The 24,865-nt window shown below is 71.8% G+C and carries 16 protein-coding genes; 8 read left to right on the top strand and 8 right to left on the bottom strand.

The genetic code is table 11. The annotated features are described in order from the left end of the window. Positions 1-220: 220 nt before the first annotated feature. Positions 221-3,256 (top strand): AfsR/SARP family transcriptional regulator, encoded by a 3,036-nt coding sequence (locus ACW9TB_RS05385; RefSeq protein ID WP_472746804.1) that lies wholly within the window; start codon positions 221-223, stop codon positions 3,254-3,256. Between the two features lie 316 nt (positions 3,257-3,572). Here ACW9TB_RS05385 and ACW9TB_RS05390 read toward each other — a convergent pair whose 3' ends face one another. The 3 genes from ACW9TB_RS05390 to ACW9TB_RS05400 form a co-directional block, all read right to left on the bottom strand. Beyond that, positions 3,573-3,716 carry a hypothetical protein gene (locus ACW9TB_RS05390; RefSeq protein WP_472746805.1) on the bottom strand — a complete coding sequence of 48 codons (144 nt, stop codon included), beginning with the start codon at positions 3,714-3,716 and terminating at the stop codon, positions 3,573-3,575. Positions 3,717-4,435: 719 nt separating this feature from the next. After that, positions 4,436-5,461 carry an NADP-dependent oxidoreductase gene (locus tag ACW9TB_RS05395; protein ID WP_472746806.1) on the bottom strand — a complete coding sequence of 342 codons (1,026 nt, stop codon included), beginning with the start codon at positions 5,459-5,461 and terminating at the stop codon, positions 4,436-4,438. Positions 5,462-5,742: 281 nt separating this feature from the next. Further along, entirely contained in the window at positions 5,743-6,738 is a 996-nt protein-coding gene (locus tag ACW9TB_RS05400; RefSeq protein ID WP_472746807.1) for a zinc-binding dehydrogenase, read from the bottom strand. Positions 6,739-6,824: 86 nt separating this feature from the next. Between ACW9TB_RS05400 and ACW9TB_RS05405 the strand changes: the two genes are divergently transcribed. After that, entirely contained in the window at positions 6,825-8,042 is a 1,218-nt protein-coding gene (locus ACW9TB_RS05405; RefSeq protein ID WP_472746808.1) for an ADP-ribosylglycohydrolase family protein, read from the top strand. Here the strand turns inward: ACW9TB_RS05405 and ACW9TB_RS05410 are convergent. Next, on the bottom strand, positions 8,020-9,006 hold the full coding sequence (locus ACW9TB_RS05410; protein WP_472746809.1) for a hypothetical protein: 987 nt from the start codon (positions 9,004-9,006) through the stop codon (positions 8,020-8,022). The genes ACW9TB_RS05405 and ACW9TB_RS05410 overlap by 23 nt on opposite strands. Positions 9,007-9,367: 361 nt before the next feature. Further along, positions 9,368-9,757 (bottom strand): hypothetical protein, encoded by a 390-nt coding sequence (locus tag ACW9TB_RS05415; RefSeq protein ID WP_472746810.1) that lies wholly within the window; start codon positions 9,755-9,757, stop codon positions 9,368-9,370. Between the two features lie 131 nt (positions 9,758-9,888). Here ACW9TB_RS05415 and ACW9TB_RS05420 point away from each other — a divergent pair, with 131 nt between their 5' ends. The 3 genes from ACW9TB_RS05420 (at position 9,889) to ACW9TB_RS05430 (ending at position 17,388) form a co-directional block, all read left to right on the top strand. Further along, on the top strand, positions 9,889-13,488 hold the full coding sequence (locus ACW9TB_RS05420; RefSeq protein ID WP_472746811.1) for a CHAT domain-containing protein: 3,600 nt from the start codon (positions 9,889-9,891) through the stop codon (positions 13,486-13,488). Between the two features lie 230 nt (positions 13,489-13,718). Continuing rightward, positions 13,719-16,736 (top strand): AAA domain-containing protein, encoded by a 3,018-nt coding sequence (locus ACW9TB_RS05425; protein ID WP_472746812.1) that lies wholly within the window; start codon positions 13,719-13,721, stop codon positions 16,734-16,736. A 94-nt stretch (positions 16,737-16,830) separates the two neighbouring features. After that, complete coding sequence (locus ACW9TB_RS05430) at positions 16,831-17,388, top strand: DJ-1/PfpI family protein (RefSeq protein WP_472746813.1); 558 nt, start codon at positions 16,831-16,833, stop codon at positions 17,386-17,388. Positions 17,389-17,699: 311 nt separating this feature from the next. Here the strand turns inward: ACW9TB_RS05430 and ACW9TB_RS05435 are convergent, their stop codons facing one another. Further along, a complete protein-coding gene (locus ACW9TB_RS05435; RefSeq protein ID WP_472746814.1) occupies positions 17,700-18,383 on the bottom strand; it encodes a DUF998 domain-containing protein in 684 nt (227 codons plus the stop codon). A 111-nt stretch (positions 18,384-18,494) separates the two neighbouring features. Here ACW9TB_RS05435 and ACW9TB_RS05440 point away from each other — a divergent pair, with 111 nt between their 5' ends. Further along, positions 18,495-19,154, top strand: coding sequence for a TetR/AcrR family transcriptional regulator C-terminal domain-containing protein (locus tag ACW9TB_RS05440; protein WP_472746815.1), 660 nt, complete (start codon positions 18,495-18,497; stop codon positions 19,152-19,154). A gap of 230 nt (positions 19,155-19,384) precedes the next feature. On the opposite strand, the gene ACW9TB_RS05445 is transcribed toward ACW9TB_RS05440, so the two are convergent. Both ACW9TB_RS05445 and ACW9TB_RS05450 read right to left on the bottom strand, forming a co-directional pair. Beyond that, positions 19,385-20,539 (bottom strand): ARPP-2 domain-containing protein, encoded by a 1,155-nt coding sequence (locus ACW9TB_RS05445; RefSeq protein WP_472746816.1) that lies wholly within the window; start codon positions 20,537-20,539, stop codon positions 19,385-19,387. Next, the gene (locus tag ACW9TB_RS05450) at positions 20,536-21,909 is read right to left on the bottom strand and encodes a hypothetical protein (RefSeq protein ID WP_472746817.1); all 1,374 of its coding nucleotides are present in this window, start codon (positions 21,907-21,909) and stop codon (positions 20,536-20,538) included. Before ACW9TB_RS05450 ends, ACW9TB_RS05445 begins: the two co-directional genes overlap by 4 nt. A gap of 397 nt (positions 21,910-22,306) precedes the next feature. Between ACW9TB_RS05450 and ACW9TB_RS05455 the strand changes: the two genes are divergently transcribed. Together ACW9TB_RS05455 and ACW9TB_RS05460 are read left to right on the top strand one after the other, a co-directional pair. Next, positions 22,307-22,663: a nucleotide pyrophosphohydrolase gene (locus ACW9TB_RS05455; RefSeq protein WP_472746818.1), complete on the top strand. Its 357-nt coding sequence runs from the start codon at positions 22,307-22,309 to the stop codon at positions 22,661-22,663. Between the two features lie 126 nt (positions 22,664-22,789). Then, positions 22,790-24,670 carry a DNA/RNA helicase domain-containing protein gene (locus tag ACW9TB_RS05460; protein WP_472746819.1) on the top strand — a complete coding sequence of 627 codons (1,881 nt, stop codon included), beginning with the start codon at positions 22,790-22,792 and terminating at the stop codon, positions 24,668-24,670. Positions 24,671-24,865 lie beyond the last annotated feature (195 nt).

Raw genomic sequence — 24,865 nt, forward strand, 5'->3', positions numbered from 1 at the left:
AAAGAGTTGTTACACCACCGTTACCAAACGAGCACGGTGTCCCGCCGGGCCCCGTGAGCCCCGGCCGGGACACCTGCCCCCTATCGGGAACGAACGCAAATCAACTACCGTTGAAAGATCATCCGAGCTATCCTCGCCAGAATCGGACAGTCCATAACTTTCTGGGCGCGGCACCGTTCACCTCGCCCCCTGAGATCCAGTGAGCCGTTCGGGGAGCTTGATGAGATTCCAGGTACTCGGCGATGTGAAGATCATCGATGACGGACGTCCCGTGCCACTGTCCTCACGTAGGCAGGAGCAGTTGCTGGCCCTCCTCGTCTGCGCGCGGGGGCGCGTCGTGGCGGCGGAGACCCTGATCGACGCGCTGTGGGGGGAACGGCTCGGACCGCGCGCCGGAAAGAACCTCCAGGTGCTCGTGCACCGGCTGCGTAAGACACTCGACGCCCCCGAGCGGATCCGGCACGACCGCTCGGGCTACACGCTGTCCGCGAGGCCGGAGGAGGTGGACGCCTGGCACTTCGCCGACCTGGCCGAGCACGCCAGGCGAACCCTGGACCGGGGAGAACCCGAGGCGGCGTCCGTCCTGCAGAGAGAGGCGCTCGCGCTGTGGAACGGCCGGGCCTTCTCCGGACTGGACGGCGTGGCCCAGCTCGCGGAGGCGGCCGAACGCCTGGAGCAGGACCGCAGGCGGGTGCTGACCGAGCGCATCGACACCGACCTGGCACTGGGCAGGCACGCCGAGGTCATCCCCGAGCTGATCTCGATGGTCACGGCGGACCCGCTGATGGAGCCCATGACCGCGCGGCTGATGGTGGCGATGCACCGGGCCGGGCTGCGCAGGGAGGCGCTGGAGGCCTACCGGCGCACCCGCGCCGTCCTCGCCGAGGAGCTGGGGCTGGAGCCGGGACCGCAGCTGCGCTCGCTGGAACAGGCCATCCTGCGCGGGGACACCCGGGTCGGCCTGACCCCCAGGCCGGGGGCGGCACCGGCGAACACCCAGGACCCCGCCGCCCCTCCCGGCCCGGCTCCGTCCCTGCTCCCTGCAGGGGTGAGCGACCTCACCGGGCGCGACACCGAGCTGCGCTGGCTCGTCTCGGTCCTGCGCGACCCTCCCGCCGCCGGGCCGGTGGTCTGCGCCATCTCCGGCATGCCGGGGGTGGGCAAGAGCGCGCTCGCCCTGCGGGCCGCCCACGACCTGCGCGACGCCTTCCCCGACGGGCAGCTGTACGTGAACCTGCGGGGCGCCGGGGCCGAGCCGGTCGACCCCTCGCACGCGCTCAGCCGGTTCCTGCGCGCCCTCGGGACGCCGGGGACCGCCGTTCCCGACAACCTCGACGAGCGCGCCGAGGTGTTCCGCGCCCGCCTGTCCGACCGGCGCGTGCTGGTACTGCTGGACGACGCCGCGGACGAGGCGCAGATCGAGCCGCTCATCCCCGCGGGGAACGGCTGCGCGGTGGTGGTCACGAGCCGCGGCGCGCTGACCGCCCTGCCCGGCGCGCAGCGGCTCGCCCTGGGAGTCCTCGGGAACGCCGCCGCCGTCCGGCTGCTGGGTACGATCACCGGCCGGGTCGAGCTCGCCGCCGACACCGCCACCGCCGGGCGGCTGGCCGAGCTGTGCGGGCACCTCCCCCTGGCGCTCAGGATCGCCGGGGCGCGGCTGGCCGCCCGGCCGCACTGGAGCGTCGAACGGCTGGTCTCCCGGCTCGCCGCCGAACACGACCGGCTCGACGAGCTCACCCACGGCACCCTTTCCGTACGGGCCAGCCTCGCCCTCGGTTACTCCGGTCTCGACGAGCCCGGCCGTGTCCTGCTCCGCCGCCTCGGCCTGGTGGAGACACCCGACTTCGCGGGCTGGGTCGCCGCGGCGTTGCTCGACACCGGACCGCGTGACGTTGAAGCGCATGGCGTCGAAGCGCGTGGTTTTGAAGCGCGTGGTTTTGAAACGCGGGAAGCCGGAGCGTACGACGCCGAGGAGATCCTGGAAGGGCTGATGGAGGCGCAGTTCGTCGAGTACGCGGGCCGGGACGGCGTCGGCGAGCCCCGCTACCGCGTCCACGACCTGGTGCGGCTGCACGCCAGGGAGCGCGGCGCGGCCGACGATCCCCCCGCCGCCACCGACGCCGCGCTGACCCGGCTGGCGGGAGGGTACCTCGCGCTCGCCGAACGGGCGCACCGTCGGCAGTACGGCGGCGACTACACCGTCCTGCACGGCGAAGGCCCGCGCTGGGACGGCGGGGAGGCCACCTCGGAGCGCCTGCTCGCCGACCCGTCCGGCTGGCTGCGCGGCGAGCGGCTCGGCCTGGTCGCGGCGGTGGAGCAGGCCGCCCGGCTCGGCCTGAGCGAGATGTGCTGGGACCTGGCGATGACGGCGATCACCCTGTTCGAGGCGCAGGGCCACTTCGACGACTGGCGGCACACCTCGGAGACCGCGCTGGCCGCCGCCCTGCGCGCGGGCGACCGGCGCGGCGAGGCGGCGATGCGCTACTCGCTGGGCACTCTCGCCCTGTTCCGGCAGCGCTACACCGACGCGCGGCCGTACCTGGAGGCCGCGCTCCCGCTCTTCGAGGCGGTGGAGGACCGGCACGGCCACGCCCTCACCCTGCGCAACGCGGCGCTGATCGAACGGGTGGAGGGACGGGTGGAGACCGCGCTCGACAGCTACCGGCGGGCACTGCGGATGCTCCGCGAGGTCGGCGACCGGCACGCCGAGGCCCACGTGCTCGGCAGCATGGCCCAGATCCACATCGAGCACGACCGCCCCCAGGCGGCGGCCCCGCTCCTGAAGACCGCGCTGACCGTCTACCGCGACCTGGGCAACGAGCGAGGGGTCGCGCAGATCCTCAACAGGCTGGGACTGCTGCACCTGCGCCAGGGCGACCCGGAACGGGCGAAGGACGCGTTCGGGCAGGTACTGGCGGCCACCAGGTCGACCGGAGACCGCATCGGCGAGGCGTACGGCCTGCTCGGGATGGGCGAGGCCGAGCTGCTGGCGGGCGAGCTCGACGGCGCGGCCAACCGGCTCGACGAGGCACTGCTGCTGGCCGAGGGGCTCGGGGAGCCCTTCGTCGCGGCCCGTGCCCGCCTGGCCTGCGGGCGGCTCGCCGCCGAACGCGGCGAACACGGGCTGGCCGTGACCATGCTGGATCGCGCGGTACGGGAGTTCGCCGACATCGGCCTGCCGGTCTGGCACGAGCGGGCACTCGACGCCCGGCGCGCGCTCGACGACATGCTCTCCTCGCCTCCCACCCCGTGCTGACCGGCGTTATGCGGTCGGTAGGTCGGTGAGGTCCAGACGACCTGCTCTCCTCGCCTCCCACCCCGTGCTGCCCCCTGCCCGCACGCTCTCCACACCGCTCCGTACCGACCGCGGCACCCCTTACGCGCGCACCTTCCGCGGTATCCCTTACGCGCGCACCTTTCCACACCGCTCCGTCCCGCGTCGCGACGCCCCTTCGCCCGTACGCTCTCCACGGGTGATGGCGGCCCCTCGCCCACATGCCCATGTCGGCCGGGTGCGGTGCGCGGCCGGACGGGGGTGTGCGCCCCTCGCCCGGCCGCTTCACGCCGGTGGGCTACTCGCCCGGGTCCATCCAGTGGCTGTCGTAGTTGGGCTTGGTGATCTGGTCACCCAGGTCGACCGCCGAGGCCGGTGCGGCGGCCGCGCCCAGCAGGCCGGCCACCATCAGCGCCAGCAACCCCGTCTTGATCTTCTTCATCTCTCTCCTTGATCGCCAACAGATCGGTGCCATACCCCCGTGGGCATTGGTGATCGATAGCAAACCACGACCGCCAGGCGCCGCATATGGGATCTCGCTGTTGACTTCCTCCCCTTCGAGCCGTTGTCGGCCTTCTCCCGCCGGACGCCAGTGGCCGTGTAACGGGCCGGTTCGGCCCGTCCGGCCACCGGAACCCGCGCTGACCTGCCGCTCGACGCTGAGCGGCCGGTCTCCGCCTGGCCCTTGGCCGTCGGTGCCGGACGTCCGGCGAGAGCGGCCCGCGGAGAAGTGGCCAGCACTCCCCGTACTCCCCCTGCTTCCCGTACTCCCCGGCGAGGTCGCGGTGACCTCGTACCCCCGGCTCCCGGCGTCATCGCCGTGGCAGCCCCCGTGGCAACCGCGGCGATGACTCCGGCGGCCGATCCGGCCCGCCTGACATCGTTGTCGATCGGTGTACCGCCCGGCGGCCCGGACGGTTCCGGATGGACGAGAAGCGAGGCGACGGGCATGGGTACGGACGGCTTGACCGCCCGTACCCATGTCGCCCCGGTGTCGTGTCGTTGGGCCCCAAATATGGACGACAACCTTCACCTCAAGCACAGCGCGGATGCCGCCTGCGGACGGCATCGATGCTGGTCAACGCCAAAATAGACGGCGCCGGTTTCACGCCGGTTTCACCTCGTCCCCCCTGGCCTGGCACGGACACCGCGACCCCGGTTTCACGGGACGGTGATCACGATCTTGCCGAGGAGGTGCCCCTCCTCGCTGAGACGGTGGGCGTCGGCCGTCCTCTCCAGCGGGAAGGTCCGCTCGATCGGCATGCGCAGTTCGCCGCGCTCCAGCAGGGGGAGGACCTCCGCGAAGACCTCCGCGGAGGAGGTCCCACCGGTGCCGGTGAAGAAGCGCACACCGTACTCGGCGGCCCGCCCGTCGGCGATGGTGACCACCCTGTCCGGCCCACCGGCCAGTTCGACCGACATGGCGAGCACGTCGCGGCCGGAGGCGTCCAGGACCGCGTCGACACCTTCCGGCGCCTCGGCGCGCACCCGCTCGGCCAGACCTTCGCCGCCGTCGCCGTACTCGACCGGCCGCACGCCCAGCTCGCGCAGGAAGTCATGGCGGGCCGGGCTCGCCGTGCCGACCACCCGCACACCCCCGATCCGGGCGAGCTGCGCGGCGACCAGGCCGACACCACCGGCGACCGCGTGGACCAGCAACGTGTTCCCCTCCTTCACACCGAGCTCCCGCAGGGTGCGCCAGGCGGTCTCGACGGCCACCGGCAGGGCGGCGGCCCGCTCGAAGGACAACCACGCGGGCATGGCCAGCAGGTCTTCGGCGTCGACCACCACGTGGGTGGCCGCGGCACCGGAGGGAACCTTGCCGAAGACGGCCCGCCCCACGCTCCAGCCCTCCCCTCCGGCACCGATTCCGGTTCCGGTTCCGGCAGCGCTCCCGGCACCGGTGCCCGCCCCCGAGGCGGCACCGGCGCCCACACCCGAACCCGCGCCCACACCGGCACCGATGGCGTCGATCGTTCCGGCGAACTCGATGCCGACGCCCGCGGGCCCAGCCGACAGCTGGCCACGGTCCATGAACCCGTAGCGGAGTTTCCAGTCGATGCCGTTGACCCCGGCGGCCCGTACCGCGACCCGAACCTGCCCCAGTCCGGGATCGGGAAGGGGGACATCGTCGAGGGTGAGCACCTCGGGACCGCCGTAGCGGACATAGCGGACTGCCTGGGACATGGTTTTCTCCCTCTGACGGCTCTGACAACTCTGACGACGCTGATGACTCTGGTGACTCTGGTGACTTCGACGGCCCTGACGGCTCTGGTGGCCCTGACGGCTCTGGTGGCTCTGACCTGGTGAACTCTGACGAGCGCGTGCGTACCTGGTTGACGCCGCCCGATCCCCCTGCCACGGGTACCGGGGGCCACAGGCATCGGGGACCACGGGTGAACTCTGACGAGCGTGTGCGTACCTGGTTGTCGGGATGGAGCCCGGGCTCCAGCGGTGAGGCGGGGCCCTCAGGTCAGCAGCAGGGTCTTGCCCACGGTGTCGCGGGCCTCGATCGCGGTGTGCGCGTCGGCGGCCCGCTCAAGCGGGAAGGTCTGCCCGACGACCGGCCTGATCCGGCCCGCCGCCGCCTCGGACAGCGCCAGCCCGGCCAGCCGCCTGCCCTCCTCCGGGGCGAACTGCACCTGCTCCATCCCGCGCACGCGCACCCCCCGCCGTTCCGCCTCCCCGGGGTCGATCTGCGCGAAGCTCCCGCCGGGCACGCCGTACGTGAAGAACCTGCCGCCGCGCGCCGTGATCCCGAACGCGTCCTGGCCGATCCGCCCGCCTGCGCCGTCGAAGACCACGTCCACCCCGTCACCCCCGGCCGTCCCGAGCGGTCCCCCGTCGCGAACCGCCTCCCGTACCCGCTCGGGCCAGTCCGGCTCTGAGTAGTCGACCACGGTGTCGGCTCCCAGCTCCCGGGCCAGGTCGAGCTTGCGCCCGCCCCGGGCGGCCGCGATCACGTGGGCGCCGACCGCGTGGGCGAGCTGCACCAGCAGGCTGCCGAGCCCTCCGGCCGCCGCGGTGACCAGCACCCGCTCCCCCGGCCTGATCTCAGCCGCGCCCGCCAGGCTCAGCGCGGCCGGGCCGATCTGGAGAAGCGCCGTCGCCTCCCGTACGCCCAGCCCGTCCGGTACGGGAACCAGGGCGTCCGCCGGGACCACGGCCCGCTCGGCGTAACCTCCGTCGCCGGTCATGGCGATGACGTCGCGGCCGACCCAGCCGGGGTCGACCCCCTCCCCCGTGGAGACCACCCGCCCGCCCACCCCTCCCCCGGGCACGTACGGCGGGCTCTGGCCGAAGAACTCGGCGCCCCAGCCGGTGCGGAGCTGCGTCTCAAGTGACAGGACGTCCACGGCGGACACCCCGATCACAACCTGCCCGGCTCCGGCGACCGGCTCCGGCACCCGGTCCACCACCAGTACCTCTGGCCCCCCGAACGCGGTTACCTGGACAATGCGCATATCGATCACTCTCCCTCGGTGTCTCCGCGCACAGTCTCAGACCTCAAGTTATGTTGATGTCAAGCGACAACAGAAGGATCATGCACATGCGCCCTCCCGTCCATGACCTGCCGGACCATCGCGGCCGCGTGAGAGGCTGCCTGCTGGGCGGCGCCCTCGGCGACGCGCTGGGGGCTCCCGTGGAGTTCGAGTCGATCGGCAGGATCCGCAGGCAGCACGGCTCCGAGGGCCTGACCGGGCTGGTTCCCGACTGGCGCGGCAAGGTCGGCCTGATCACCGACGACACGCAGATGACGCTGTTCACCGTGGAGGGGCTGATCCGCGGCGGCGACGTCGCCGCGGTCCGGCGCGCCTACCTGCGCTGGCTGGACACCCAGCAACACCGCTCCCCGCCCCCCGCGAGCGACCGCCCCACCGCTTTCCCGGCCTACCCCGGCTCGAACGACCGTCCGGCGTACGATCCCGCTCCGGCCTCGTCCGGGAACGACCTGGTCCGTACCGGCCTGCTCCGCGAGCAGGAGTGGCTCTACTCCCGGCGCGCCCCGGGGAACGCCTGCCTGTCGGGCCTGCGCGGCTCCCGGGCCGTCGCCGTCGCCCCGCTCGGCGAGCCGGGGCCGGTCAACCCCGACTCCAAGGGCTGCGGTACGGTCATGCGCTCGGCTCCCTTCGGCCTGGGCGCGCGGACCCCCCGCCACGCCTTCGACCTGGCCGCCGAGTGCGCCCAGATCACCCACGGCCACCCCACCGGCTACCTGGCCGCCGGGGCCTTCGCCGCCATCGTCCGCCTCCTGACGGAGAGCGAGTTCCCGGCGGAGAGCGGGCCCGTCGAGACAGGCTGCCCCGTGAGGCCGGGCGAGACGCTCGCGCGGGCCGTACGGAAGGCGACGGGCCTGCTGGCGACGTACCCCTCGCACGAGGAGACCAGCCTGGCACTGCGCGGCGCCGTGTCCCTCGCGGCGGCGGGCGCTCCGAGCCCGGAGAGGGTCGAGTCACTGGGCGGCGCGTGGGTCGCCGAGGAGGCGCTCGCCATCGCGGTCTACTGCGCCCTGACGTACCCCGCGCCCGGCGACGTCGGGCGGGCGCTGCTGCTCGCGGTCAACCACTCCGGTGACAGCGACTCCACCGGCGCCGTCTGCGGCAACCTGCTGGGAGCCCTCCACGGTGAGGCCGCGCTCCCCGCGGAGTGGCTCGCCCGCCTTGAGGGGCGCGACGTCATCACCGAGCTGGCCGACGACTTCGCCGCCAGGTCCGCCGGGAACCACGAGATCACCGACGCCTGGCTCAGGAAGTATCCGGGCGCCTGACGCCGGGGTCCACCGGCTGTTCCACGGACGTCTCGGGAACGGCCGGCCGGGACTCCGGGTCCTTGCGAAGGGTGCCGGTGATGGCCAGACCCGTCTGGCGGGTGAGGGGGCCGTCATGGGAGATCCCGAGCTGGGTGGCCAGATCCCGGCCGTACAGGTCGACGGTGGCCTCGACGAGGTCGGCGAGGACCGCGGTGGTCTGGCGTGCCCTGACCCAGGCGGTGACGGCGACGGCCGCGGTGACCGGGATCGCGGGCCACCACCACCAGCCGAGGGGCAGGTAGAGGAAGGCCCAGCCCACGAGACGCGCGGCGGCGATGTGGTTGTCGCGGGCGGCGGTGAGCTCGGCCCGAGCCTGTTCGGGCATGGTGAGCCAGAGACGGGGCCAGGCGGAGTCCAGGTCGAGGTCGTAGGCCGCGTGGACGCGCTGGTCCGCCGCGTACAGGCGGTCGCCGATCCAGGTGGGCCGCCGTGGTCGCGTCAGGCCGATGGCGTTCCGCGCGCCGATCGCGTCACCGACCTCGTGGGCCGGTTCGCCGGACAGCCGGAAGGCGGGGCCCGTCCGGGCCCGGACGGCGGCGGTGATCTCCCTTCGGACCCGCGCGTCGGCCTCGTCCCAGCGCCTCCTGCGGCGTTCGGTGAGCCACCGGGCCAGCGGACCGCGCCCGGGGGCGGTCCAGGCACGCTCGACCGCCTGTCCGAGCGCCGAGGCGGTGAGCGCGGCGGCGGCAGCGGCGGCCAGGATCCCGGCCGCTGCCAGCAGGACGACGCCGGGGCTGGCGGAGGCCGGTTGCGCGGCGATCCGGTTGGCGGTGTCGCGGAGAGTCGCCACGTCCAGGGCGTGGTCGTGCCGCAACGTGGTGGCCACCACGACGCAGGTCAGGTAGACCAGGCCGGGCAGGACGAGGAGGGTCAGCCATCTCTCGGCGATCTTCTTACCGAGTTCGGCCAGGAAGACCGTCATCCCGGCATCCGTACCGACCCGGGCGCCCCGTCTCCCGGACACCTGAGATCACCGGTCGGAGACGCGCCATCCCACCGGCACGCCGAGAGCCACCCGAACACCCCATCCCGCGGGCACCTGAGATCACCGGCCGAAGACGTACCGGACCACCGGTACGCCGAAGGCCATTTGAACACCCCATCCCGCGGGCACCTGAGATCACCGATAGGAGACTTGCCAGACCATCGGCAGGCCGAGCGCGATCCGAACACCCCGTCCCACCGACGCCCGAGGTCGCCGGGGTGGCGCTTCCGGTGTCCCGGACCGGCGTGGGTCAGTGCCTCCGGTGGGGGACGTCGCATCCGCGTGGCGGGGAGGACGGTCACGTCGGCACCCGTACCAGCGCCATCGCGGTGCCGACGGCCGCGCATCCGGGCGGTGAGGACTCCCGCGTCACGGCCTCGACGCGGCTGCACCGCCTCGCCAGGGGGCAGGCCCACGCCTGCACGACGGGATGCCCGCCGCCGGTGCCGGGCGCCGGGCGATAGACGCGCTCGGGCGCCGTCACGGCTCCGAGCCCGAACCTGGCCATCGCCTCGTCCAGCGCGTCCAGCTCCCTCAGCAGCGCCACGCCATAATCACCACCGCCGAGAGCGGCCACGACGGCCGCCAGCGTCTCACCGGCGCCCGCCTCCTCGACGTACACGGACAGGTCGTCGTCCCCACCCAGCAGGGTGCACAGGTTCCCGATTCGCTCCGCCAGCTCGTCCATGAACCCCGCCTCCGGTATGCGCCATGGCGAGTGTAGACGGGGACCTGGGCACGCGGTCCAGATGTGACTAGCATCGGGTCGCGGCGGGACAAATACGGTCATCACCCGGCACCCGTGGCTGGAGGACGCTGATGCGAGAGCTTCTCCTGGCCTCGATCCGCACGAGGATGCTGGCGCCCGAGACCGCCCGCGACCCCGGCGGGCAGCTGGGTGCCGACCTCCTGGCCGACGCGAGACGGCTGCTGGAGCTCGTCGGCGACCCAGCCGGTGACGTAGAGGTCGCGCACACCGTCGGCATGCTGTACTTGTTCCGCTGGCAGTCGCTGTCCAAAGGCGAGGACAACGACGACATGCGGACCGCGGTGAGCCTGCTGGCGCTGGTCCACCCGGTCGCCCCCGACCTGGTCCCCGAGCCGTTGCGGACCTACTTCCGGCAGAACCCGAGCGTGGTGGCCGGGTTTCCGCCGTTCGGCCAGGACGGGCCCGCGCAGTGGACCGAGCAGGCTCGGCGGCTGTCCGGCCGCGTCCTGCGGAGCTGGGATCCGGCCCTCGCGGCCGAGGCCGTGAGCCTGCTGCGGCGCGCCCTCGCCGCCGCCCCGCCCGGCCACCCGAACCACGTCACCAGCTGCGCCAACCTCGGTTTCGCCCTGCGGACACTGTCCGGGGGGACCGGGGATCCCGAACCCACCCGCGAGGCGATCCTGCTGTTCCGCCGGGCCCTGGCCGCCACCCCGCCCGGCCATCCGGACCACGGCCACGTCCTGGCGGGTCTCGCGCTCTGCCTGCGGAGCCTGTTCTGGCTGGTCGGCGACGTGGGCGCGCTGACCGAGGCGGTGGAGACGAGCCGGGCCGCGGTCGCCGCCACCCCGTCCGGGCATCCCGACCACGCCAGGCGCCTGAAAGATCTCGGGGCCGCCCTGTACGCGCTGTTCGAGCGGACCGGGGACGCGGACACCCTGGCCGGGGCGGTGGAGGCGGGCCGGGCCTCGGTCGCCGCGACCCCGTCCGGGCATCCCGACCGCGCCGGGCACCTGAACGAGCTCGGGGCCGCCCTGCGGTCGTTGTCCCAGGTGACGGGGGACCAGGACGCGGTGACCGAGGCGGTGGAGGCGAACCGGGACGCGGTCGCCGCGACCCCGCGGGACACCCCTCACCGGGCCAGGAGCCTGCGCGAACTCGGGGTCACCCTCATGCTCGTGTTCACCCGGACCGGAGACGCCGACGCCCTGGCCGAGGCGGTGGAGGTGAACCGGGACGCGCTCACCGCCACCCCGCCCAGCAGCCCCGAGTACGCCAACTCCCTGCGTGCCCTCGCGGGCGCCCTGATGGTCCTGCTCGGCCAGACCGGGGACACCGACACGCTGGTCGAGGCGGTGGAGGTGTGCCGGGCCGCGACCGCCGCCGTCCCCCGCGACAGCCTCCGTTACGCCCCGTGCTCCATGATGCTCGGGAACGCGCTGCGGCTGATGTCCGAGCGGACCGGCGACCTGGAACACCTGCGTGGGGCGGTACGGGCGTGCCGGGACGCGGTCGCCGTCACCCCTCCGGAGCACATCCACCACGCCGCGTACCTGAACGTCCTCGGCATGACGCTGTTCGACCTGGCCAAGCGGGCCGACGAGCCGGAGGCGGAGGCCGAGGCGGTGGAGCTGTTCCGCCGGGCCCTGGCCGCGACCCCGGTCGAACACTCCACCTACGCGGCGTACTCGGTCAGCCTCGGCGCGGCCCTCAGCGGCAGGTTCGAGCGGACCGGGGACATGGACACCCTCGGTGAGGCGGTGCGGGCGTGCCGGGACGCGCTCGCCGCCACCCCGGCCGAGCACGCCGGTCACGGCGAGTGCTCCCTCGCCCTGGGACGGGCCCTGTGGATGTCCTTCGAGCGGACCGGGGATCCGGACGCCGGGCGGGAGGCCGCCGCCCTGTTCACCCGGGCCGCCGCCTCGACGGCCTCGTCGGTGAGCACGAGGTTCAACGCGATGAGAGGCGCGGGGGCGCTGGCGATGGCGGCGGGGGACGTCACGACGGCGCTGGCCACACTGGAGGACGCCGTCGCGTTGCTGCCCCGGTTCTCGCCGCGCCGGCTGTCGCGGGCGGACCGCGAGCACGGCCTGGGAAAAGCGGCCTGGATCGCCGCTGAGGCGGCGTCCGCGGCGATCGGGACGGGACGCCCCGACCGGGCGGTGGAACTGCTTGAGCAGGCTCGCGGGGTGTTGCTGGCCGAGACCATGGGGGCGCGGGGAGATCTCTCCGAACTCCGCGCTCACGCGCCTGAGCTGGCCGCGGAGTTCGTACGGCTCCGCGACGAGCTGGATGCCACGGACCGTTCCGGCTTCGACCCCGCCACCGGCGGCCCGCTCCCCCCTCCCGTGACCTCACCCGGCGGCGAGACGGCCGGTGAAGCGCGCGGGGAGACGGCCGGTGAGGCGGTCAGTGAGACAGTCGGTGAGGCGCGTGGAGAGCAGCTGCCGTGGGCGGTCCAGCACCTCGCCGACCGGCGCCGACAGCTGGCGCGCGAGTGGGAGGAGCTGCTCGCCCGGATTCGCGAGGTTCCCGGCCTGGCCGCGTTCCTGCTCCCGCCAAGGGCCGGTGACCTGCGCGGGCAGGCGGCCGACGGGCCGGTGGTGATCGTGAACGCGAGCACCTTCCGGTGTGACGTGCTGATCCTCACCGCGGACACTCCCGTCAAGCTGCTGGAACTGCCCCACCTCACCTTCGACGACCTGCTCGGGCAGATCAACCGCTTCCAGGCCGCGCTCGCCCTCGCGACCGGCTCACCGGGCGAACGGCTGCGCGGCCAGCGGCAGGTACGAGCCGTGCTCGCCTGGCTGTGGGACGAGATCACCGGCCCGGTGCTCTCCGAGCTCGGCCTGACCGGCCCGGCCGGGGCGGACGGCGAGTGGCCGCGCCTGTGGTGGTGCCCCGTCGGAGAGATGGCGTTCCTGCCGCTGCACGCCGCGGGACATCACGGTACGGCCCCGGAGGGCGTCGGCGAGGACGACCTCCGCGACGCGCCGCCGACGGTGATGGACCGGGTCGTCTCCTCCTACACGACCACCCTCCGCGCGCTGCGCTACGCCCGGCAGGCCCACCGTGAGTCCCCGGAGCCGGGCGCCGGACCGCGGAGCGGCGCGCTGGTCGTCGCGATGCCGGAAACACCCGGCGCCCTCGTCCCCGCCCTGCCGGGTGCCCGCGCCGAGGCACGGCGGCTCACCGAACTGCTTCCCGGGTCCCGGGTCCTCACCGGGCCGGACGCCAACCACGACAGCGTGCTGGCCGCGTTGCCCCGCCACCGCGTCGCCCATCTGGCCTGCCACGGGCTCAGCGACACGAACAACCCCGCCGCCGGAAGGCTGCTGCTGCACGACCACGAGACCAGGCCGCTCACCGTCACGGCCCTGGCCCGGCTCCACCTCGCCCACGCCGACCTGGCGTACCTGTCGGCGTGCGGAACCACGGAGACCAGCAGGCGCCTGGCCGACCAGGCGGTCCACATCACCGCGGCCTTCCAACTGGTCGGCTACAGGCACGTCATCGGCACCCTGTGGGGTGTCAACGACAGGATCGCCGTCACCGTCGCCGACGAGGTCTACACGCACCTCACCGACGGCGGCACGACCGAACCGCGCAGCGAGCGGGCGGCCCACGCCCTGCACCGCGCCATCCGGCGGCTCCGCGACGACTACCCGGCCAGCCCGACCCTGTGGGCCTCCCACATCCACGCCGGAATCTAGCGTCGTACACCGACCTCCTCGCCGACGACGACGGCCCGCGACCGTCCGGCCAGTGAGCGCGGCGGAACTCGTGTGGCCACTTGTGGCCAACGGGGTGTCGCTGCTCGGCGGTTCCCCCTGCCGAGAAAGCACCGGCATTAACCTATTTGAGATGCCTTGCGGAGCTGTGCGCTGTACGCGCGGGGGGAAGGAAAACGCGAATGTCCTCTGCGCGCCCAGGATCGTCCCCGGTGGACAACTTACTCCAAGCGGTGCGTACGGAAATAAAAGCTGTTCTCAACAGCGGCGCGGAGGGGGCCGAAAAGGTCTCGCTGCACAGTGGCCGCAGGGTCGGCGGCGCCGGTGAGGCCGTCGAATATCTCTTCTCGTGCAAGTCGTGGAAGGACTCCTTCGCGGGAAAGAAGCTGCTCGTCCGGTTGTCGCACACCCGTAGGGCGTGGGTGCCCGCGGAGGTCCACCGGATCCCCGACGGGAGGGTACGGGTGGTCACCGAGGCGGACCTCGGGCCGAATCCGCAGAACGCGCAGTTGCGTGAGGACGACTCCGCCAACTGGGTGGCGCTGGCGGAGCGGCTGGAGTCCGCCAACGCCGAGGGCGGTTCGCTGAACCGTACCGCCGCCGGGTGGGTCCTCGGCCACGGACGGCCGGTCGCCGGGCGCTGCGCCGACCCCGACCGCTACGTTCGCGGCTACCGCGGCCTCAAACTCAACGACCGCCAGCGCCTGGCCATCGAGCGGGCGCTGGCCAGCGAGATCACCTTCATCTGGGGGCCGCCGGGCACGGGCAAGACCGAGGTCGTCGGACGGGTGGTGGAGGGCTGTTACCGGCAGGGGCTGAGGGTGCTCTTCCTCGCTCCCACCCACGTCGCCGTCGACCAGGCGCTTGAGCGCATGTGCGAGCTGCTGGCGGGAGAGCCCGGCTTCCCCTCCGGCCTCGTGCAACGGGCCGGGGACATCGCGGTCGCCTCCCTGGCGGACAGGTACGGGGACCAGCTCGACCCGGAGCGCCTCGCCGCCCGCCTGACCGTCGAGCTGGACGCCGAGATCACGGAGACGGCGAACCGGCTGCGTGCCGTACGGGACGGGATCGCCCTGCACCAGAAGATCCAGCATCTCGCCGGAGAGCTGGACACCCTGCGCGACCGCCGGGAGCAGGCCGACCGCGCGGTGGCGTCCGCGGAACGGGCGGCGCGTACCGCGGAGGAGCAGGTCGCCCGGAGCGTGGCGCGCATCAGCGCCATCGGAAACCCCTCGGGCATGTTCGCGAGCCGGAAGGCCGCCAAACTCGACGAGGCCAAGCGCGAACTGTGGGAGCAGAAGGGCAACGCCTCGGCCGCGAGGGACTACCAGGCTCGCGCCGACGCGGATCGGCAGGGGCTCGACCAGCGGGTCCACGCGGCCGAACTCCAGCTGACGGCCCTTCGGCCCCGGCTGGCCGGTGTCGCCTCCCTCGACCGTCTCCAGCCCGAGGCGGACGCGCTCCAGAAGTCCCTCGGCGAGCTGGAGGAGAAGCGGCGGCGGGTCGCCGACAGCGTGCGAAGCCGCTGCCGCCTCATGGGAGCCACCGTCTCCAAGGCCCTGCAGTCCCGCAGGCTCATGGACTCCGTGGACGTCGTGGTGATCGACGAGGCCGGGATGGTCGACCTGCCCTCGGCCTGGTGCGCGGCCGGACTGGCCGGGAAACGCGTCATCGCGGCCGGAGACTTCCGCCAGCTGCCCGCGGTGACCAACGCCTCCGGAGACCGGAACGCCACCCCGGAGGCGCGGGAGCACTCCCAGATGTGGATGGACCGGGACGTGTTCCACGCGGCCGGGCTGGTGGAGGCGGGGGGCAGGGCGCGCCAGGACACGCGGCTGGTCTCCCTCAACACGCAGTACCGCATGCGCCCGGGGATCTGTTCCGCGGTCAACGAGGTCGCCTACCCCGACGCGCCGCTGCTCACCGGCCGCGACGACGTGAGCGGGCTGTCCGGGTCGCCGTTGATCGAGAGCTCCCTGGTCCTCGTCGACACCTCCTCCCGCCGCCTCCCCGATCCCAACCGCCGGGCATCCAGCCACAAGTCCAACCCCGTGCACGAGGCGGTGATCCACGAACTCATCCGCGGGCTGCAGTACGACACCGTGCTCCCGGCCCGCAAGCACGCGAGCCTCCCCGGCGGAAGACGCCTCACCGACCTGCTTGCCGTCATCGCCCCCTACCGCGACCAGGTCAAAGCCCTCAAGGCGAGCCTGAAGTACCGGTTCGGCGCGGAGTACGACGGGGTGGTGGACACCGTCCACCGCTTCCAGGGAAGCCAGCGTCCCCTGGTCGTCATCGACACCGTCGCGGGCACCGGCGACAAACTCGGATTCTTCTACGAGGGCCTCGGGCTGTCGTCCACCACCTGCCGTCTGCTGAACGTGGCGCTCAGCCGGGCCCAGGACCATCTGGTGGTCGTCGCGGACGTGAAGTTCCTGCACGAGAAACTCCGGCCGGACAGCGAGGCCGCCCGGCTCCTCAACCATCTGGAACGCCACGCGCAGCGGCTCTCCGTGGACGATCTGGTCCCCTTCCGCAGCGCGGCCGATCTCGCCGGGCTCGACGCCGAGGAACTCGCCCGTCCCGCCTTCTTCCCCGCCGACGAGGTTCCCCGGGCGATCGAGTGGGACATCTCCCAGGCGGTCAAGAGCGTCGACGTCTACTGCCCCTTCCTCGACCCGGATCCGGTCCGCCGCTGGCTGCGCCGGTTCGCCCGGCGGATCGCGGACGGGATCCAGGTGACCGTCCACACCCGCGACCACGAACCGGGGTCGTCCGCCGCCGGGCTGGTCGACGAACTCCAGGCCGCCGGATGCGGGGTGTCGACACGTGAGCGCATGCACGAGAAGGTGCTCGTCATCGACGAGACCGTGCTCTGGCACGGTTCGCTGAACCTGCTCGCGCGCCGAGGCCCCACCGACCTGATGATGCGCATCACCGACCCCGAGGCCTGCACCCGGGTACGGCACATCATGGACCGCGCCCGGATGGAACGTCCCGCGCGCAAACCTCAGCAGTGGCGCCCCGCCGCCGGTGACAACGGCAACGGCGGCGGCGTCTCACCGGGCGACGTCGTCGACGGCCGCCTCTACCTCAGGGTCCCGATCGGGGAGAAGGACGAGGCCAAGCGGCTGGTACGAGCCCGCTGGGACCCGAGCACGAAACTGTGGCACGTGGACGCGACGGCCGTATCCCGGGAGTCCGTCCAGCGCTGGCTGCCCCGGGGGTAGGCCCCTGTTTTACCTGTTCGGGGAATCTCGGCCGTTGACCCCGTTCGTACGCGCGGTAAGGATCGAAGGACACGGACCACGGAGGTGTTGCGCGATGGCGAAGGTGCTGATCGTCACAGGTGACGCGGCGGAGGACCTGGAGGTGATGTATCCGTACCAGCGGCTGCTGGAGGAGGGGTACGAGGTGGACCTCGCCGCTCCGAGCGTGAAGAAGCTCCAGTTCGTGGTCCACGACTTCGTCGAGGGGTTCGACACCTACACCGAGAAGCCGGGGCACACCTGGGCATCGGACATCGCGTTCTCCGACGTCGATCCGGAGCGGTACGCGGCGCTGGTGCTGCCGGGAGGCCGGGCACCGGAGTACATCCGCAACGACCGCAGGTGCCTGGAGATCGTCAGGCACTTCGCCGAGAGCGGCAAGCCGATCGCGGCGCTGTGCCACGGGCCGATCGTGCTGGCCGCGGCGGGGGTGCTGAAGGGGCGGGAAAGCAGCGCCTACCCGGCCTGCGCCCCGGACGTCGAGCAGGCGGGCGGGACCTGGGTCGACAGCGAGGCGCACGTCGACCAGAACCTCGTGACGGGGCGGGCCTGGCCGGACCACCCGGCGTGGATGCGCGAGTTCATGAAGGTCCTCCGCGCCTCGGCTGGCTGAGCCTCTCCCTCGTACCGGGGGCGGCTGGGTGGGTCCCGCGCAGGGAACGACCGAGCGGCGCCCCGCCGGGAACGGCTGAGCAGTCCCGCACCAAAAACGACTGGGCGGGTCCCGCGCCGAAAACGACCGAGCGGCGCCCCGCCGGGAACGGCTGAGCAGTCCCGCGCCAAAAACGGCTGGGCGGGTCCCGCGCCGGGAATGGCCGAGCGGCGCCTCTCGCCCTCCCCCATCCCCGGCGCGGCCGAGCGGCCTGTTCCAGAGACACGGGCCTCCGAAAGTCCTTCGTGCCGGAACCGGCTGGGCCTCTCCCCTCAGCCGGTTCCGGACCCGGCCGACGCGTGAGACCCGCGTACCCTCATCGCGAGCACCGAGGCCCACCCCCAGCCCAGGAGTGCCATGGCCCGGAGGAGCAGGCTCAGGGGCCGGGAGTCCTCGCCGCCGTCCGACAGCAGCCCCGCCAGCAGGTAGAGGACGGGAAGCGCCACACCCGTGGCCGCGCAGTAGATCGCCCATCCGCGCTCTCCCCGTACCGCGAAATGGCGGGTGAGGACGAAGCACGCCGCGACCAGCGAGACGAACACCAGGCCGAAGGCGGCGCCGTGCAGGACGTAGCTCAGGCCGGGGTCGCCGGGAAGTCCCGGCGGCGCGCCGGGCGGGTAGCCCCACGCCGGTTCGAAGCGGAAGACTCCGGTGCCGACCAGGCCGGTCCCGTACGCGCCGATCAGTAACGGCCCCCAGGTCCCGCCGAGGCCCGGACGCAGCGCCCGCCACAGCCCGGCCGCGAACGCGATGTTCAGCAGGCCGGTGACCACGAAGTTGACGACCTGGATCCACCCCAGGTCGCCCAGGCTCAGCAGGCTGAGCGGCTGCCGCCGGGGATCGAAGTCCGTACGCGTGTAGTCCTGGATCACGACCACGAGGACGAACAGCGGTCCGGCTACGGCACCGCAGGTCAACAGTGCCCTGGTCAGCCGTTGCTCCCGCAGGGTGGACATGGCTCTCCCCTCTGTGACCGGCATCCCGGATGTCCGGCGCACGAATGTTCCTTAGCAGCGCTAAGTGCGCGTCGCCGTCATGCTTCCTTAGCACTGCTAAGGTGTCAACCGATGGGTGAGAACAGACGGGGAGCCGGCCTGACCCGGCAGACGGTGATCGATACGGCGCTGCGGCTGCTCGACGAGGTCGGCCTGGACGGGCTGACGGTGCGACGGCTCGCCTCGGAGCTGGGCGTCCAGTCGCCCGCCCTGTACTGGCACCTGCGCAACAAGCAGGAGCTGCTCGACGCGATGGCCGACGCGATCGTCCTGGCCGCCGGGATGGGACCGCCCCGCGACGGCGAGCCTTGGCAGGACTGGCTCGCCCGCCGGGCCCGCTCGTACCGCGGCTCCCTGCTCGCCCACCGCGACGGCGCCCGCCTCGTCGCCAACGCGGCGAGCCTCGGCCCGGCGACGGTCAGGATGTTCGACGAGGAGCTGACCGCCATGGTCGGCCACGGCTTCACCCCGGTCCTGGCGCTGCGCACGATCACCGCCCTCACCCGCTACGTCAACGGGTGCGTCCTCCAGGAACAGACCGAACGCCGGGAACACACGGGCACGCCACCGGACCGGCTCGCCACACTGGCCGGACTACTCGACGGAGGCATGGAAGCCACCCTGATCACGGCCCTCCGGAAAAGCGGCGCCTCCTTCGGCGAGGACACCTTCGAACACGGCCTCCAAGCCCTGATCAACGGCACGGCCACCGCCCTGACCCACCCGGGCTGAATTCACCCACCGCGCGGACGACGGACTCCAGGCCACGACAGGCCCCGGAAACGACATCAACGGCCAGGACAAAGGAAGCGCGCGCTTTTCCAGGGAACCGGGAAAGCGCATCCAGGCCGCAGGTCACACCGCCCAAGCCGTCGAATCCATCAACGCTAGAACCACGTCCCTCAAAACACATCGCCGTCTCACCCGAGCCTGACGGAACTCAAGCGGTTCGTCCGATGTGGTCACCGACGTCCGCGGCGAGCCTGAGCGCGGTAGTGGTCAAGGACGTCCTGGCGAAGGAGATGACCGAAGCCCGCGGCTTCGATGCGCAGACCGAGCTCGGGCTCGGTCACGCCGAGCGTGACGGCGGTGTCGGCCACGTTCCAGCCGGTGGCGGCGAGACTGGTCAGCAGATGACCGCGCCGGACCTGGTTCTCCGACAGACGGAACGTCTTGAGGTACGCGAGCCGACCGGTACCGTCGGTGATGAGCTCGCCGATGTGGTTCTCACGCTGCCGTTCGAAGGGCGGCAGGAAGCGGGACAGGCGATACCCGCCCATCTCGTAGACCCGCTGACAGGTGTGGTCCGCGCCCAGCAGCCCGCCCGCCATGACCTGGTCGTGGAAGGCCGCCCACTCGTCCCGCTGCCGACGGGCCTGCGCGCGCAGGTCGGCGAGCGACCGCACCGTCGCGTCCGCGATGCGGGCGCGGAAATCGGGCACCGGCCCGCTGAGCATCGCGTAGTGATAGATCAGCTCGCCGTACAGATCGTGTACGAGGGTGCTGTGCAGGGCACGGTAGTCGTCGGGGTGCGGCACCACGAACACGGCCGCGAGCGCGTCCGCGACGTAGACGAGAACACCGCACTGGCCGTGGTGGATCTCGAAGACGCGAAGGGCGTCCCCCAGACCTCTGACCTCGGCACCCACGTACGCCTCCTCGACGCGAGGCGAAAGCCCGCGGCTGATCGCACGGTGTGACCATTCCTCCCACGCGATCTCCGGCCCGCCGAAGTGCAGCGCCAGATAACCTTCGAGCGCCAGGTGCAGAGGCAGGAAGCGCAGCCGGTTCCTGTCGGTTCGTCGAGCCATCCGACGGTGGAACCTCAGCGGCATCCGGCTGGGCGGGCGATCACGCTCCTCCGGCCCCCGGAGCTGGGTTCCGTACGCCGCGGCGGGGGTGCCGTCGCGCGTCCAGCTCGCCACGAACCCGTGCGGGATGTAGGAGAGGTACGCGGTCCGCGAGTCGACCTCCACGACGCCGAAGTCCGCGTCGTAGAGCCGGGCGTCGAGCCGCAGGTCCTCGATCGGCTCCTCGCGGACCAGCGGGACGAGCCGTACACCACCCCATGCCTGCGCGGGGCGGGTGGAGAGCCCGGTGAGGGCGAGATCCGTCATGCGTCCTCCCGCAGGAACACCTCGACGCGACGCGCCAGGTGGGCACGCAGCTCGAAGATCCCGGTGCGCCCCTCCGCGAACTGGGCCAGCTCCACCAGGGCGACCAGGTTCTCGGCGTCGCGAATCCCGGCGGTCGGGACGGTGGGCGCCAGCCGCCGTACGTCGAAGTCGGCGGCGTCGTACACCGGATTGAGGTGCACGACGCCACAGGTGTGGTCCGGGTCGAGCCGGGTGCGCCAGATCCGCAGCACCTCTCCGGCGAGCCCCGGCGGTGAGTTGTCCCATCCGTCGGAGACGATGACGAGGCGCCCGGGTCCGCGTTCGAGGCCGTCGAGGATGCGCTCACCGAGCGGTGTCGCCCCGTACGGATGGACGAGCAGCGCGTCCGTACGGCCCGACAGCCACAGCGGCGTGTACTCGGAGGCCAGCGCCTCCAGGAGGAAATGACAGGCGAGCGCGACGGCGAGCGGACGGCGGCGCTTGTGCCCCGAACCGTACGCGGAGAAGCTGTCGTCGAGGACTGCGGCCACCGCGCCCCAGCGCCCGGCCTGATCGCCCGCGGTCCGGCGGGCGGCCGCGCGCAGCGCCTTCGTCAGCTCGGCACGGCGGCGTACGCGATCGTCCAGTGAGAGGGCGAGCACGTATGACGCCAGCCGGGTCAGCGGCATCGTGGTGAGGTCGGCCCGCACCGCGTCGGCCCCCAGGCCGCGCGCCGACTCCTGCAGGCGCAGCCGCTCCAGCCGGGTGAGCCGGGGCGCGATGCGCTCCAGAAAGGCGGCACGTGCGATGCGGTGTTTCGCCGCGAACCCCTCCGCGACCGTGTAGGGCAACTTGTAGAGCGCGGCCTGCTCGTAGTGGGCCCGCCGCCAGGTCTCCAGGATCGGCGTGGTGTAGGCGACCGGCCGGTGCGGGGTGAACAGGAACGGCCCCAGCTCCCCGCCCGGCCTCAGGTGGGCATGGCGGACGGCGTCCTTGACGGCGCCACGATACTTCACGGCGTCGAACGCGAGGTCGGGACGGGCGGCCAGCCAGTCTCGCATGATCGCCCTGGTACGCCGGTTGTTGACCTTGGCCCGCCGCAGCTCGCGGAACAACCCGTACACCCGGGGCGGCGGCAGCAGGGCCAGCCTCCGGGCGATCAGGCGTCCCTCGGCCCGGCGCTGCCCCGGGTCCGCCTCCCCCGTGGTGGCCAGCAGGTTTCTGGCGATCAGTACAGCGTTGTGGTCGTTGACGTCCAGGGCGAGGGTGGCCGCGTACAGGTCGCGATAGTTGCCCAGCAGGTAGCGATGCAGGAAGTCCAGCGAGAGGCTCTGCTCGTCCGCGCCGGAATGGAACTCGCGCTGGCCGGTGGAGGTGATCGCCGCGTTCACGAACAGCAGGACGTCGTCGGCGGCGATCAGATCCGCACCGCTCTCGATGTGAGCTTCGATCGCCGCCTCCGGGGTGGTGTACGAGGCCGGCCGGGGAATGGGGGCACGAGCTGCGAATCATCGCTTCAAAGGCGGGTCCCGGAAGTCGCACCGGAGTCCCGCGACCGGCCCCGGAAGGCTAGCACCGACATATCGCCTTCTTCTGCTTTATTTTCTGCGGTCTCAAGGGGAAGGGACTCTCCATCACCCACTGGATGTGCACGCAGGCGCAGCAGAAGTTTCGCCTTTCTCCGCGTCTCCGCGCGGTGTCGACATGCCGATTGACGGCTGAGCGACAGCAGGCAGGTACTGGCGATACCGCCACCTCTGTGGTTTCCGCGGCTTGTAGCGTGCTTCCATGACGGAGCTTCAGGAACTGGCCGGCAGGTTGCGGCGGTTCGCGCACGACAGGGAGTGGGAGCAGTTCCACACCCCGAAGAACCTGGCGATGGCCCTGGCGGGGGAGGTCGGGGAGCTCCTCGCGGAGCTGCAGTGGCTCACTCCCGAGGAGTCCGCGCGGGCCATGGAGGACCCCGACGCCGCCGGGCGCCTGCGCTCCGAACTCGCCGACGTCATGATCTATCTGACCCGGCTCGCCGACATTCTCGATGTCGACCTCGTCGAAGCCGCCCACGCCAAGCTCGACCAGAGCGACAGACGCTACGACGTGGAGACCTACCGGGGGTCGGCCAGGAAGGCCCCACCGCTCGCCTGATTTTGTCGGATGATCGCGGTAATGTGCCGGGCGTAGTGATGCGGCCCGACGGGCTTCCGCTCATCATCTGAGCACGGATACGCCCCCATACCGCACGAGTCTCTCGTGCTGCCTGGGGGTAGGTCCGTGACGGCATTTCGGCATTCCGCCGAAAGTCTGGCCAAGCTGGCGACCGATGGTTCGGTTCCCGAACGACGGCTCAGCGAGGTCATCGCCGAGCACCTCCGAAGGACCGCGCGCATCAACCCCTCCGACGCCGAGCGCAGGTCCTGGGATCGGAGCCTTCCCGTCCTGGCTCGCGATCTGGTCGACGCCGGGCTGGGGGCGGTCGAGATGCTGGTCGAGTACCAGCTCCCGCTGACCAGCAAGCGTGCCGACGTGGTCCTCTCCGGGGTCGACCGCCGCACGGGCGGTGACGCGTACGTGGTGGTGGAACTGAAGCAGTGGAGCCGGGCCGAGCTGTTCGAGGACGACCCCAACCTGGTGCTCGTCGGAGGCGTGGCCGGTCCCCGTTTGCACCCGATCCTCCAGGTCCAGAACTACTGCGACTACATCACCGACTTCGTCGGTGCCGTGGAGGGCCGGAGCGAGGCGGTCAGGGGCGTGGCCTACCTGCACAACGCGGCCGACCTCGACGTCGAGGACCTTTACGGGGAGGTGCTGAGCGAGCAGAGCCGCATGTTCACCAAGAGCCGTCGCGGAGCCTTCCTTGACTATCTCCGCGAGCGGTTCGCCTCCGAGTCAGGCGCGGGCGCGGCCGACCGGTTGCTCACCAGCGCCGTCCGTCCTTCCAAGCAGCTCCTCAAACTCGCCGCCGCGGAGATCAGGGACCGCGAGCAGTTCGTGCTGCTCGACGAGCAGCGACTGGCGTACGAGATCGTGCTGAACTCCGTCGACAGGGCGCGCAGGGCGGACTCGAAAGAGGTCGTCATCGTCAGCGGCGGCCCGGGAAGCGGCAAGAGCGTCATCGCGCTGTCCCTGCTGGGCGAGCTGTCCCGCCAGAACCGTGACGTTATGCACGCCACGGGGTCCCGCTCGTTCACCGAGACGCTGCGCCGGGTGCCGGGCAAGGGCTCCTCGAAGGTGAAGAACCTCTTCAAGTACTTCAACAGCTTCACGAAGGCCGAGCGCAACGGTCTCGACGTCCTCATCTGCGACGAGGCGCACCGGATCCGGGAGACCTCACAGAACCGCTACACCCCGGCCCGCCTGCGCAGCGACCGCCGTCAGGTCGACGAACTGATCGACGCCGCCCGCGTGCCCGTCTTCCTGCTGGACGAGCACCAGGTCGTACGGCCCGGCGAGATGGGCACCGTGGCCGAGATCAGGAGCCACGCGGAGGCTCGCGGGTTCCGGGTTCATGAGGTCTCCCTCGACGAGCAGTTCCGCTGTGGCGGCAGCCGCGCGTACGAGGAGTGGGTGCTGCGCCTCCTCGGCCTGCGAGCTGGCGGCCCCGTGCCATGGCTCGGAGACGACCACTTCTCGGTCTCGGCGGCCGGGTCGCCACAGGAGCTCGAAACCCTGCTGCGCTCGAAGCTGGACAAGGACTACTCGGCCCGGATGACCGCCGGCTTCTGCTGGCCGTGGAGCAACCCGCACAGCGACGACACGCTCGTCCATGATGTACGGATCGGCGGCTGGTCCCGCCCGTGGAACGTCAAGGGCGACCGGGCCGTGGGCGACGCGCCCGCGAGCGCGCTGTGGGCGACCCAGGACGGCGGCTTCGAGCAGGTCGGCTGCGTCTACACCGCCCAGGGCTTCGAGTACGACTGGAACGGCGTGATCATCGGTCCCGATCTCGTCTTCCGGGACGGGAGGTTCCACACCAGGAGAGCGTTCAGCAAGGACCCCTCTCTCACTCGGGGAACCACCGACGAGCAGGCAGATCAGTTGATCCGCAACACCTACAAGGTGCTCCTGACCCGAGGCATGATCGGCACGTTCGTCTACTCCACGGATCCGGAAACCCAGGAGTTCCTCTCCAGCCTCGTGCCCCAGAACAACTGACGGGGCCGTTTCCCCATTCGCTCGTGTTTCTCGTACCGCCTGTGTGATCCCCCTCGACACTTGATCAACTCGAACCAGACGACGGCGAACACGAGCGGCCTCGTTCCTGTCGAGAGGTCGGAGGCGTCCGCCACCGACCGCACTTTGAGATCGGCGATATCACCTGCGTTGAGCCGGTCCCCACCTCCCCGTACC

The organism is Streptosporangium sp. H13245 (genome assembly GCF_055690525.1).